Origin of the sequence: Undibacterium sp. Tian12W, assembly GCF_049339405.1 — a bacterium.
GTDB lineage: Bacteria > Pseudomonadota > Gammaproteobacteria > Burkholderiales > Burkholderiaceae_D > Undibacterium.
Map to the genome: position 1 here is coordinate 280,646 of NZ_JBMPPK010000002.1, position 13,371 is coordinate 294,016.

The window sequence follows — 13,371 nt, forward strand, 5'->3', positions numbered from 1 at the left end:
CCATGTCAGCACTTGATCTTTACCTGAAAAAACACTACCTGAACAAAGCACAGTTTGCTGCTGCCTGCCTATGCAAAGAGACTGATATTGATGCACTGATACAGGCACAGCTACTGGCTGCACCATCCTATGTTGTCACGGACAATGCAAAAATTCACTCTGCTGTTTTTGGTGAGATGGACGCTGACAATACCAGCGCTGGTGCTTATTTTCATCCGGCCAATGCAGTCTGGTATACGCTGGCACTGCAGCTTATCGACGAGCATGGTCTAAACGCCGCACCAGCTATCCTGAAAGAAAATTTCATCAGGGATTTTATTGCTGCATTGACTGACATGCATCACAGCACATGGCGTCTGGATGATTGTTTTACTGCCGACGACCAGCCTATAGTTTCTGGCCTCATGCAACGCGCAGAATTTTCATGGCAGCATTTTTTGTTGGGCACTTTTGGTCTTTGTGTCGCCCATCCTGTTTCTGTCTCAGCGATAGTGCGCAAAGAGATTTTGCAGGAAAAACTTTCCCATCTTACTGGCAATGGCAACAAGGAAAATTTTACTTCTGTCGAAGCAAAAGAATTACTGTCTGTAGTCGATGCTTTTGCAGAAACTGCGATGTGGTTTTCACCGGCAGAATATCCACGTTGCAGCCGCAAACGGTTGGTGGATGATTTGCGGCCAAGACTGCAAGCTGCCATGGCGGCATAAATGTGATGGGCAGGCTGTCCGCTCTACCTGCCCTATTTCTTATTTACCTATACAGAACCGCGAGAAAATCACACCCAGCAAATCATCAGACGTAAATTCACCCGTGATGCTGTTCAAACGGTCTTGTGTCAAACGCAGTTCTTCAGCAAACAAATCCAGCGACTGATCATTTTGCGCTGCGTACTCTGCTGCGTTTTGCAGATGTTCATGCGCATGCTTGAGGGCGATCAGGTGGCGTTCGCGTGCCAGGTAAAGTGATTCACCAGTTTGCTCCCAACCGGCAATGCGCAGCAATTCCTTGCGCAGCAAATCTATGCCTATGTGTTCATGTGCTGACAGATAAATATGCGTCGCATCTGGCATTTCATCGACGCTGGCATGGTGGCCGGACAAATCTATTTTGTTCCAGATACGTATGACTGGTACGCCATCCGGGAAACGGGCGACGATGGCATCGTCAGCACGCGTAGGGCCACGGCTGGCATCGAGCAAATGCAGTATGACATCGGCCTTTTCCACTTCTGCCCAGGTGCGTTCTATGCCTATGCGTTCTACTGTATCAATCGCATTGGCGACCTGGCCTTCTTCAACTTCATCATGATCATGGCGTATGCCTGCCGTGTCGATGATATTGAGCGGTATGCCTTCGATATGGATAGTCTCGGTCACCTTGTCGCGGGTAGTACCTGCGATGGGCGTGACGATGGCGACATCATCGCCTGCCAGCACATTCAGCAACGATGATTTGCCAACGTTAGGTTGGCCAGCCAGTACCACATTCAAACCAGCGCGCAACAAGGCACCCTGGGCTGCCTGCTCAAACACTTTTTGCAAGGCAGTTTGTATGGTCGCCAACTGGCCGCGGGCATTCGATTTTTCGAGGAAGTCGATTTCTTCTTCCGGAAAATCCAGCGTCGCCTCCACCAGCATACGCAAGTGCACGACTTTTTCTACCAGGGCATGAATGACTTTGGAAAAAGCGCCGGACAGCGATTGCGATGCCGATTTGGCTGCCGCCTCGGTCGATGCCTCGATCAGATCAGACACGGCTTCAGCCTGCGCCAGGTCCAGCTTGTCATTCAAAAAGGCGCGCTGGGTGAATTCGCCTGGTTCTGCCAGCCGCAAACCTGCATCCTTGCCCGCCTCAAGACAGCGTGACAGCAGCATTTGCATAACGACCGGACCGCCATGGCCTTGCAGTTCCAGCACATCTTCACCGGTATAAGAATGCGGCGCCTTGAAATAAATCGCGATGCCCTGGTCGATTACCGTGCCATCCGCCTGGGTAAACGGCAGGTAACTGGCATGCCGCGGCTTGAATTGGGTAGTGCCAAACAGGGCAGTGACGACAGGCGCAAGGTCCTTGCCGGAAATGCGCACGACACCTATGCCACCACGTCCGGGGGCAGTGGCAATGGCAGCGATGGGAATGGGTTCGTAGATCATGTTGAAATTCTATCTGTGCTTGCACACTATGAGTGCAAATTAGTCTGTGGGTTTGTGACGGAAATGCGACAGGGCGTATGTCAAAAATACTTGTTCTGGTAGGTTGGGCTACGCTTCATCAGCCCAACACTCAGCGCTTAATAACGTTTACCTTCGTGTTCCTGCCCGACACTGGGCATCTAAATGACGTATACGTTTGTTGAGGCCCAGTGTTGGGCTGATACCCCGTAGCCCAACCTACGTTGGAGCATATCTTTGCAAAAACAAAAAAGCCCGCAAGCAAACTTGCGGGCTTTCTCATTTGCTCAATCTTGACGTTTAAGCCTTGTGCTCTGGCGGTATCAATTTATTGTTGATGACCCATTGCTGTGCAATCGACAAGATATTGTTGACTACCCAATACAATACCAGGCCAGACGGGAAGAAGAAGAACATGACCGAGAATGCCAGTGGCATGAACATCATCATCTTCGCCTGCACAGGATCAGCCGGGGCCGGGTTCAGTTTGGTCGTGATGAACATGGAAATCGCATACACCACAGGCAAAATATACCAAGGATCAGGAGAAGTCAGGTCAGTAATCCAGCCCACCCATGGTGCGCCGCGCATTTCGACGCTGGCTTGCAATACCCAGTACAGCGCCAAAAAGATAGGCATCTGGATCAGGATAGGGAAGCAGCCGCCGAGAGGATTGATTTTCTCGGTTTTGTACAACTCCATCATGGCCTGGTTCATTTTTTGCGGATCGTTTTTGAAACGCTCACGCACAGCCTGCATTTTTGGTGTGACGACCTTCATTTTTGCCATGCTACGATAACCGGCAGCCGACAGCGGGAACAAAGCCAGTTTGATGGCAATCGTGAAGACCACGATAGTCCAGCCCCAGTTACCCAGCATTTTGTGGATTTGTTCCATGACCCAGAACAGCGGCTTGGCAATCAGTGTCAATACACCATAATCCTTGACCAGTTCAAAGCCTGGGGCAATCGCTTCCAGCTTCGCAGATTCTTGCGGGCCGGAATACAGGTGCGCATTCATACTGACTGTTGCGCCTGGTGCAACCGTGCCCATAGGCAAGACATTGCCGACTGCATACAGATTCGTATCGACCTTCTTGGTGAAAATTTCGCGCTTGACCTTGTCTTGCGGAATGAAAGAAGACACAAAGAAATGTTGCAGCATTGCTACCCAGCCATTGTCTGATTCTTTGGCATGGCCATCAGTACCCTTGGCGATTTTCTCAAAATCCAGTTTCTGGAATTTTTCTGCTTCTGTATATACAGCTGGCGCATAGAATTCACCGCTGCCAGAGAACATGCCGCCACTTTCAGGCTTGGTGCCGTCATGCAGCAACTGCAAATACAAAGAAGGTTTGATTGCCGCTGTGCCAGTGTTAGTCACATCATGGCGTACATCGATCAGGTATTCACCTTTTTTGAAGGTGTAAGTCTTGGTCAGCTTGACGCCGCCTTGCTCTGCTTCCAGCACCAGTTGTACCTGGTTACCACCTTCCAGAGTACGAACGCCTGGTTTGGCGATGAAGCCAGATTTGTGGTTAGGGAAAGGGCCACCCAGCAAACCAGTCTGCGCCAGATAAGTACGTTTGGTCGAGTTATCGAACAGAACCATGTTTTTTGTATGGTCCGTGCCATCTTTATGCTTCAGCAATTCCAGCTTTTTGAGCTCGCCACCGATGGTATCAATATCTGCCTTGACGACATCAGTAGTAATAGTGATGGTTTCGCTTTTGATGACAGGGGCAGCATCTGTACCCGCCGTTGCCGTAGCACCAGTCACAGCACTGGCGCTACCCGCTGCGCTTGATGCACTGGCAGACGCGTTGGCAGATGCAGAAGCACTGGCCACTTTCGGTGGTGGCGGGGCAAAGATAGACGGCTTGCCGCTATACACGCCCCAACCATTCCAGAGCATGATCAGCGTGAAAGAGAAAATTACCCACAGGACGGTACGTTTGATATCCATTTGTGTATGTCAGGAAAGGGGAGAAGAATGTCCATTATGCTTGCCATCATGGCAGCACTGGGCAGATGTGGGGGCGGTTTGCGATTTTTCACTAGCGGGCGGCACGTTATCCACGCCACCGGGGTGCCAGGGATGGCATTTGCACAAGCGTTTGCCTGCCAGCAGGCTACCCTTGGCAGCACCGTGTATTTTGATAGCCTCTGCCGCATATTCAGAGCAACTCGGATAAAAACGACAGTTCTGCCCCAACATAGGACTAATTGCCAGTTTATAAAATCTGAGCAACAGGAGCAGCAGGGTTTTCATCTTAAATGCCCTAAGTTCGCTTATGTACTACTTGCAGGTGGCTTATGACTAACAGGCGCGCAAGCCGGTGCCGCAAACAGACGCAAGATTTCCGCCCTGAGCTCACGCTTGAGCTGGGCGGTCGTCGCCGGCCCCGCCTTGCTGTTAACAGGGCGAGACAGCCGCACGATGCAATCCACATTCAACAAGGCTGAATGGCGAAATATCTCGCGGGTGACACGCTTGATCGTATTGCGCGTCACAGCACGTGGCGCAAAACGCTTGGCGGCCACCACACCCAGACGGGCATGCGGCAAATCATTGGTTCTGGTATAAAGCACAAAATGCGCAGTCTTTTGCACGGGGCGCAAACGAAAAACGGATGAAAACTCATCCGTTTTAACGATGCGCCTGACGCGGGCAAAATCTGCGCCGCCTGCACCTGCCTGAACTGGCTCAGTTATATTATTGATCATGCGAATTCAGCAAGGCTGCGCAGATCAACGAACTGATAATCAAGCTGCCAGGCGTTTACGGCCTTTGGCGCGACGTGCGTTCAGAACAGCGCGGCCACCGCGGGTTGCCATGCGTGCGCGGAAACCGTGAGTGCGCTTGCGGCGAACGACGGAAGGTTGGTAAGTACGTTTCATGTTGGTCTCGCTAATTGAGCAATAAAAAAAATCGGAATTACGGATAAAGGCTGTCTTGGGTGCGACTTCGGCTTGCACATTTTCGTCAGGCCTTTCGCCTTTACTGCCCCAAAACCGCTGCTCATGGTGTTGCGCATCAATCCATCAAAAAACCGATAATTAAAGCCGCACCAATAAAAGAGGGGTAGGGAACCCTGAATTAGACACCATTTTTGCTTTGCGTGTCAATCACTTAGCGCAAATTTTAATCAATCAGGGCACATCTATTGGTGCAATGCAAAGAATAAATTTAAACCCAAACCTGTGGATAACTCGGTCAAGCGGGGTTAAAATAGCGGATTAGCGCGGCACCGTTTTATGTCTTTCAGACAACTTACCAAGCGATAGGGCTACCAGCCTCTTAGTAATTTTTACTAAATACTTACTAAATATCGCCAGGGTAGAATTTAATTCGGCACCGCGCATTTGCATTTAATAATTAAAGTCATACATGGAAAATTTCTGGCAGGCCTGTTCTTCCCAACTTGAGCAAGAGCTTCCACCACAGCAATATAGCGCCTGGATCAAACCGCTAGTACCGCTTGACTTTGAAAACGGCAAGCTGCGTATCGCTGCGCCTAACCGTTTCAAACTCGACTGGGTCAAGGCCCAGTTCGCCAACCGCATCACCGACCTGGCTAACCAGTACTGGGATGAAGATGTCGAAGTGCAGTTCGTGCTCGACCCGCGTGGTAACAGAAAAACTGCTCCCGCAGCAGCGGCCGCGCCACGCCCGCAAGGCTTGAATGCTGACCTCGATGCCCAGGGCAGCGTGCCAGAAATGATGTCTGAACCTGCTGCACCAGAAGTATCCCCACGCCGCGAACAAAGCCGTATTAATTCTGACCTGACTTTTGACAGCTTCGTCACCGGTAAGGCCAACCAGCTGGCGCGCGCTGCTGCCATCCAGGTGGCAAATAATCCAGGCGTATCGTATAACCCATTATTCCTGTATGGCGGCGTTGGCCTCGGTAAGACGCATTTGATCCACGCCATCGGCAACCAGATTCTGGTTGATAACCCGAACGCCAAGATACGCTACATCCACGCTGAGCAATATGTACGCGACGTAGTGACCGCTTACCAGCGCAAGGGTTTTGATGAATTCAAGCGTTATTATCATTCGCTGGATCTGTTGCTGATCGATGATATTCAATTCTTCGGCGGCAAGAGCCGCACGCAAGAAGAATTCTTTTACGCTTTTGAAGCCCTGATCGCTGCCAAGAAACAGATCATCATCACCAGTGATACTTATCCCAAAGAAATCACCGGCATGGATGACCGTCTGATTTCCCGCTTTGACTCTGGCCTGACCGTCGCGATTGAACCGCCAGAGCTGGAAATGCGCGTAGCGATTCTGCTCAAAAAAGCCCATTCAGAAGGCGTCAATATTTCAGATGACGTCGCCTTCTTCGTCGCCAAGCATTTGCGCTCGAACGTGCGTGAACTTGAAGGTGCATTGCGCAAGATTTTGGCTTACTCACGCTTCCATGGTAAAGAAATCACCATTGACGTGGTCAAAGAAGCCCTGAAGGATCTGCTGTCGGTACAAAACCGCCAGATTTCCGTAGAGAACATACAGAAGACAGTCGCCGATTTTTTCAACATCAAAGTCGCCGACATGTATTCAAAAAAACGTCCGGCCAATATCGCCAGACCACGCCAGATTGCGATGTACCTGGCCAAGGAATTGACTCAAAAGAGCCTGCCAGAAATCGGCGAACTCTTCGGCGGCCGCGACCACACCACGGTCTTGCACGCAGTCCGCAAGATCACCGCAGACCGCACCAAAAACCCCGAATGCAATCATGAGCTGCATGTATTAGAGCAAACGCTCAAGGGTTGATGGGCTGGATGTTGTAGGATGTGCAATTGGGGATGGTTTTGTGCTCAGTTGCGGGCAAGAAATGTTGTAGGGTGCGCCATGCGCACCATGGCAGTAAAGCCGGACAAGTGCGGTGCGCACGGCGCACCCTACGGGTTGGCAAGGGTTTTGCTCTGGAATCAGCGATACGCGTAAGCAACGAACGCCACTGGTGCGCCAGCCCGGGGGATTCCAGCCTGCGCTGGAATGACGATTTTGAGGAAACGGATCGCATCGAAGTATCAGATGTTTAAAGCAACAAGAAAAGTATTAACGTCATCCCAGCGAAGGCTGGGATCCATCTGAGCAAGAACCGTTTGCCCAGAGCGACGAACAAATTTGTAGGGTGCGCCATGCGCACCAAAGTAGCAAAAGCCCTGAAGGTGCGCACGGCGCACCCTATGAGGCAGCAAGCATGACAGTAGCAAATAGATGAAGTAGTAAAAAAAGAAGCAAGGGAGCAAGCTAGCTTACTCCGATCCTTTAAACAAAATAGTGAGGATATTCAAATGCAATTGGTTAAAACCCACCGGGACACCCTGCTCCGGCCTTTGCAAATTGTGAGTGGTATTGTCGAGCGTCGGCATACATTGCCGATTCTGGCCAATATCCTCATTCGCAAAGACGGTGAACAGGTGTCGTTCCTATCGACCGACATAGAAGTGCAGATCACGACCAAGGCAGCCATCGGTTCTGGCGGCGACAGCATTGCCACGACAGTTGCGGCCCGCAAATTGCTGGATATTTTGCGCGCCCTGCCAGATGACAATGATGTCGTCCTCAAGCTTGAAAACAAAAAGATGAGCGTGCAGTCAGGCAAGTCACGCTTCTCTTTGCAAACTCTGGCGGCAGAAGAATTCCCTACCGTTGCCCAGGCCGAGCATTTCAATGCCAGCGTTAACCTGCCACAAAAAACTCTGAAGCACCTGTTCAACATGGTGCATTTCTCGATGGCGCAACAAGACATTCGTTATTACCTGAATGGCTTGCTGCTGGTCGTTGATGGCAAGAACGTTATCGCTGTCGCAACTGATGGTCATCGTCTGGCATTTTGCCAGGTTGAAGTCGAACAAGAGTTCCCGCGTCATGAAGTCATCATCCCACGCAAAACCATCATCGAGATGCAGCGCCTGCTGGAAGACAAGGAAGACCCGGTACAGATCGACATCGCCAACAACCAGGTCAAACTGACTTTTGCCGATATCGAATTGATTTCCAAACTCGTTGAAGGCAAGTTCCCTGACTTTAACCGCGTCATCCCAAAAGGCTATAAAAACAGCTTCACTTTGGGCCGCGAACAATTGCTGCGTTCATTGCAGCGTGCCGCGATCATGACGTCTGACAAGTTCAAGGGCGTGCGTTGCGTCATCACCCCTGGCCTCATGCAGATACTATCGACCAATGCCGACCAAGAAGAAGCGATAGAAGAAATCGAAATCGACTACGGTGGCGACAGCGTCGACATCGGCTTCAACGTCAGCTATCTGCTCGATGTATTGAATAACCTCAAATGTGACCAGATATCGGTGTCTTTGGGCGACTCCAATTCATCCGCACTGATCACTATCCCCGACAACACCGACTTTAAATATGTCGTCATGCCGATGCGGATATAGTTTTTTTATTTGCTGAATTGCCGTGAAAGCAGTGCATTAAATTCACGGCAATCTCATTACCGTCATTCCCGCGCAGGCGGGAATCCAGTGTCGTTCGCCGTATTGCATCAACAACGCAGACACTGAATCCAGCCTGAACAAGAATGACAAAGCAGTCCCTGAATATGTTTCACATTGGGCGATTTACAAAATTGTCCAAAACAGTTCGTTTTTTTAGAAGGTAGCCATGTCCGATAACACCCAAGACAACACTCCAGCGCAGCCCAATCAATACGGCGCGTCTTCAATCCAGATTCTGGAAGGCCTGGAAGCCGTGCGCAAGCGCCCCGGCATGTACATCGGTGACACCTCGGACGGCACCGGTCTGCATCACCTGGTCTTTGAAGTGCTGGATAACTCGATTGATGAATCCCTGGCAGGTCACTGTACCGAGATCAATGTCACCATCCATAGCGACAACTCCATCTCCATCACTGACAATGGCCGCGGCATCCCTACCGGTATCAAATGGGATGACAAGCACGACCCAAAACGCAGCGCCGCAGAAATCGTCATGACTGAGCTGCATGCCGGCGGTAAGTTCGATCAAAACTCCTACAAGGTATCCGGCGGTCTGCATGGCGTGGGTGTGTCCTGCGTGAATGGCCTGTCCAAGTTGCTGAAGCTGACTATCCGCCGCGATGGCAAAATGTATGCGATGGAATTTGTCCGTGGCGTACCGCAAAACCGCGAACTGGAAACCGTTGATGGTGTCGTTACCTCACCCATCAAAGTCCTGGGTGACACCGACAAGCGCGGCACTGAAGTCCACTTCTGGGCTGACGAAGAAATCTTCACCCATGTTGAATTCCATTATGAAATCCTGGCCAAGCGCATACGCGAATTGTCCTTCCTGAATAATGGCGTGCGCATCAAGCTCAACGACCACCGCACCGGCAAAGAAGAATTATTTGCGTTCGAAGGCGGCACTCGCGGCTTTGTTGAATACATCAACAAAAACAAAAGCATACTCAACCCAACGATATTCCAGGCCACAGGTGAACGTCAGTCTGACCAGAACACCACCATCACTGTCGATGTCTCCATGCAATGGAATGACGCCTACAATGAACAGGTATTGTGCTTCACCAATAACATCCCGCAGCGCGACGGTGGCACCCATTTAACCGGCCTGCGCGCCGCGATGACACGCGTCATCAACAAGTATATTGAAGAACACGAATACGCCAAAAAAGCCAAGGTAGAAGTCACTGGCGACGACATGCGCGAGGGTTTGACCTGCGTCTTGTCCGTCAAAGTGCCAGAACCAAAGTTCAGCTCGCAGACCAAGGACAAACTCGTCTCCAGTGAAGTACGTGGCCCGGTAGAAGAAATCGTCGCCAAGACCCTGTCTGACTTTTTGCAAGAACGACCAAACGACGCCAAAATCATTTGCGGCAAAATCGTCGAAGCATCCCGCGCCCGTGAAGCAGCCCGCAAAGCCCGCGAACTGACGCGCCGCAAAGGCGTCATGGACGGCCTGGGCCTGTCCTCCAAACTGGCCGACTGCCAGGAAAAAGACCCCGCCCTGTGTGAACTGTACATCGTCGAAGGTGACTCTGCGGGTGGATCAGCCAAGCAAGGCCGTGACCGCAAGTTCCAGGCCATCTTGCCATTGCGCGGTAAAGTCCTCAACGTAGAAAAAGCCCGCTTTGAAAAAATGCTGTCCAGTGAGCAGATCACCACCCTGATCGCCACCCTGGGCACCAGCATAGGCCCGGACGAATTCAATGCCGACAAACTGCGCTACCACCGCATCATCATCATGACCGATGCTGACGTCGACGGTGCCCACATCCGCACCCTGCTGCTGACCCTGTTCTACCGCCAGATGCCACAACTGGTAGAACGCGGCCACATCTACATCGCCCAGCCACCACTCTACAAAGTCAAGGCAGGCCGCGATGAACGTTACCTCAAGGATGATGCAGAAGAAGCCACCTACATGATGACCGTGGCCCTGACCGGCGCATCCCTGACACCAGGCACAGGCGCAGCTCCCATTACTGGCGAAGCCCTGGGCGAACTGGTACGCCAGTACAACCTCGCCAACGCCATCATGATGCGCCTGACCCGCGTCATCGATCGCGCCGCCCTCACCGCCATCATGACCGGCGTCACGCTGAAACTGGATAACGCAGAAAACGCAGAAGCATCCGCCATCGCCCTGACCGCCGCCATTGGCGACAACGCAGTAAAAGCAGTAGTACGCAGCGACGAACTCTCAGGCGCCTTCAGCCTGCGCATAGAACGCCTGTACCACGGCAACATCAAGGTCAGCAGCATCGATGCCGACTTTGTCGATGGTGCCGATTACCAGGTGCTGGAAAACGCCGCGACAACCTTCAAAGGCCTGCTCACAGAAGGCGCGTTCATCCGCCGTGGCGAAGGCGAAAAAGCCAAAGAAATCGCCGTCCACGATTTCCACCAGGCCATGCTCTGGCTACGCGACGAAGCCGAACGCGGCGTCAGCAAACAACGCTACAAAGGTCTGGGCGAAATGAACCCAAGCCAACTCTGGGAAACCACCATGGACCCCACAGTCCGCCGCCTGCTCAAAGTACAGATCGAAGACGCGATTGCCGCCGACCAGATATTCACGACACTGATGGGCGACGACGTAGAACCACGCCGGGCGTTTATTGAATCGAATGCGTTAAGGGCGGGGAATATTGACGTTTGATGTTGCCACCAGAATCTGTGCTGTAAAGTAAAAAGGTCAACCAGGAATGGTTGGCCTTTTTTGCATTCACACCAATGTATCGCTTTCTTTTGATTTCTTCAAAGCTTTGAGATTTTCATGCTGGAGCAAGTGGAATAAGCGAAGGACAACATTCGGCTATACTGATGTAAATAAAAAGCATTTGACGAAATCAAGGGCAAATATGCAAGAAACTCCAAAAGCTGATAGCGGGACAAGTCCCATTACGACTTCGACTGCCTTACTCAATCAGAAACTAAATACTTTACGCGGGCCGAGAATGTTAGCCCCATCCGAAATCGTTTTGCTGCGAAAGAGTAAGCAAGAGATTGCGGCCAAATTTAATTCTAAGTATCAATCAATTCTGTAACAACAAAAGCGAAAACTGAGTAATCGCCATATATTCTTTCCAACTGACCATGATGTGACCCAGCGACGAAGCCGGGATAGTGTCAGCAATCAAAACTATACAGGCATGAGCGAAATCAACTCAAGCCATTTCTCGTAAACGGTTATGCATCCCACAGTCTATCTCGCTCTCAAAATACAGATTGAAGATGCCTTGCAGTCGATCAAATTTTTACCGTTTTTATGGACGATGACGTAGGGCCGCGATCGACGTTTATTGAATATGTTAAAGATGAGAAATATTGATGAGTAGGATGATTTCAAACGACATGTACAAATGAAATATCATCGTAGATGAGCATCTCTACGCCAAACAATTTCAATGAAAGAAAATATGGCAACATCTACACATACCAAAGTCGTTATCATTGAATCGCTGGATCCGGATAATCCGGCGGACTTCAAATCTGGGAGTGAACTGCTGCTTTATCTGGAAGGATTGACCGAAGACAATCCACATGTAATACCGGCCATCTTACGCAAAGTCTCTAGCGAAAACGAGTTTCGCGTGGAATTGCGTGAATTAATTCGGCTTGCAAAGGAAACGGGTGAAAAGCCAATTTTGCATATCGAGACTCATGGATATGATGATGCGAGCGGTATCGTATTTGCTGATGGCAGTAGCTGTCTTTGGTCAGATTTAAAGCCTCTGCTGGAGGAGCTCAACGAAGCGTCCAAATTTAATCTTCTGGTTTGTTTCGCATCTTGTTTTGGTGCATGGTCTCTTGGAATGATCCGCCCTATGGAAGCCGCGCCATGTTGGGGCCTGATCGGGCCATCGGAATCAACGGACGGGGCGGAGTTATTTGGCGCTTTCCGTGCCTTTTATCGACCATTACTTGTGAGTGGAGATGCTGACTCAGGATTTGAAGCATTGACTTCTTGGCCGCTTCAGGAAGGATATTTTTTGGTGCAAATAGCTGAAGATTGGTTTTACAAGTTAATAGACGGCTATCTGAAGATGGACTGCACCAAAGAACGCATAAATGAACGCGCAAAGTCGATCCACTCGAGGATACCAAACAAAAGTATTTCAATCGAAATGATTGAACAAATTGGGCGAAATCGTACCGAGACGATTATTGATGACTATTTTGAAAAATTCTTCATGGTCAATCGGATTATAGAAAATAGAGAACGATTCAGCAATGGATTGCGTGAAGCGAAGAAAAATGCAAAGGATTTCTTTGAGACTCAAGGTTTTTGATGGTGCGATCAAAACAAGATCATAGGAACTTTCGCAGTAAACCCACGCTTTGGACAAGGGCATTTCTTGTTAATTAGGACAAAAAAATGATCGGCGGGCATTACTACATATTATTAGCTCCTGATATATACGTAATTAGATTCAATTACGGGAAATCGCAGGACAATTGGGATGTATCGAAACACTGTCCAGAGCTATCAAATCAAAGAGTGCCTAAATTGAGCAACAAACATCAAATGTCATAGATAAATAAGTGTTTCGCAAACCGGCTTTAAACCGAAATTGAAAAAATCGTGAACTGCAACTCAATTTAAAACAATTTCGCCTGGATATTGAATACCTGAAAGGCTGCATGACTTGTTGTAGCTGTAGCAATTATCGACACGAAGTGGAGGTGGATCAAGCTGACTACGGCAAATTCAATAA

Annotated in this window: 10 protein-coding genes; 5 read left to right on the forward strand and 5 right to left on the reverse strand. The window is 50.2% G+C overall.

Features of this window, described 5'->3' with window-relative positions:
- Window positions 1-2 precede the first annotated feature (2 nt).
- Complete coding sequence (locus ACO0LI_RS03295) at window positions 3-707, forward strand: DUF6058 family natural product biosynthesis protein (RefSeq protein ID WP_423030816.1); 705 nt, start codon at window positions 3-5, stop codon at window positions 705-707.
- Between the two features lie 39 nt (window positions 708-746).
- Here ACO0LI_RS03295 and mnmE read toward each other — a convergent pair whose 3' ends face one another.
- From mnmE to rpmH, 5 genes are all read right to left on the reverse strand, one after another.
- Window positions 747-2,153 carry a tRNA uridine-5-carboxymethylaminomethyl(34) synthesis GTPase MnmE gene (mnmE, locus tag ACO0LI_RS03300; protein WP_423030818.1) on the reverse strand — a complete coding sequence of 469 codons (1,407 nt, stop codon included), beginning with the start codon at window positions 2,151-2,153 and terminating at the stop codon, window positions 747-749.
- Between the two features lie 318 nt (window positions 2,154-2,471).
- On the reverse strand, window positions 2,472-4,136 hold the full coding sequence (gene yidC / locus ACO0LI_RS03305) for a membrane protein insertase YidC (RefSeq protein WP_423030820.1): 1,665 nt from the start codon (window positions 4,134-4,136) through the stop codon (window positions 2,472-2,474).
- A 9-nt stretch (window positions 4,137-4,145) separates the two neighbouring features.
- A complete protein-coding gene (gene yidD, locus ACO0LI_RS03310; RefSeq protein WP_422954398.1) occupies window positions 4,146-4,442 on the reverse strand; it encodes a membrane protein insertion efficiency factor YidD in 297 nt (98 codons plus the stop codon).
- A gap of 20 nt (window positions 4,443-4,462) precedes the next feature.
- On the reverse strand, window positions 4,463-4,897 hold the full coding sequence (gene rnpA, locus ACO0LI_RS03315) for a ribonuclease P protein component (protein WP_162061698.1): 435 nt from the start codon (window positions 4,895-4,897) through the stop codon (window positions 4,463-4,465).
- Window positions 4,898-4,936: 39 nt separating this feature from the next.
- The gene (rpmH, locus tag ACO0LI_RS03320) at window positions 4,937-5,071 is read right to left on the reverse strand and encodes a 50S ribosomal protein L34 (protein WP_061535510.1); all 135 of its coding nucleotides are present in this window, start codon (window positions 5,069-5,071) and stop codon (window positions 4,937-4,939) included.
- Between the two features lie 490 nt (window positions 5,072-5,561).
- Between rpmH and dnaA the strand changes: the two genes are divergently transcribed.
- The 4 genes from dnaA to ACO0LI_RS03340 all read left to right on the forward strand — a co-directional run bounded on the left by dnaA (window position 5,562) and on the right by ACO0LI_RS03340 (window position 12,945).
- Window positions 5,562-6,956 carry a chromosomal replication initiator protein DnaA gene (gene dnaA, locus ACO0LI_RS03325; protein ID WP_422954397.1) on the forward strand — a complete coding sequence of 465 codons (1,395 nt, stop codon included), beginning with the start codon at window positions 5,562-5,564 and terminating at the stop codon, window positions 6,954-6,956.
- 527 nt (window positions 6,957-7,483) lie between these two features.
- On the forward strand, window positions 7,484-8,590 hold the full coding sequence (gene dnaN / locus ACO0LI_RS03330) for a DNA polymerase III subunit beta (protein ID WP_110254682.1): 1,107 nt from the start codon (window positions 7,484-7,486) through the stop codon (window positions 8,588-8,590).
- 226 nt (window positions 8,591-8,816) lie between these two features.
- Window positions 8,817-11,312, forward strand: a complete 2,496-nt coding sequence (gene gyrB / locus ACO0LI_RS03335; protein WP_422954395.1) for a DNA topoisomerase (ATP-hydrolyzing) subunit B — start codon at window positions 8,817-8,819, stop codon at window positions 11,310-11,312.
- A gap of 760 nt (window positions 11,313-12,072) precedes the next feature.
- On the forward strand, window positions 12,073-12,945 hold the full coding sequence (locus ACO0LI_RS03340) for a hypothetical protein (protein WP_423030822.1): 873 nt from the start codon (window positions 12,073-12,075) through the stop codon (window positions 12,943-12,945).
- The last annotated feature ends 426 nt before the right edge of the window (window positions 12,946-13,371 follow it).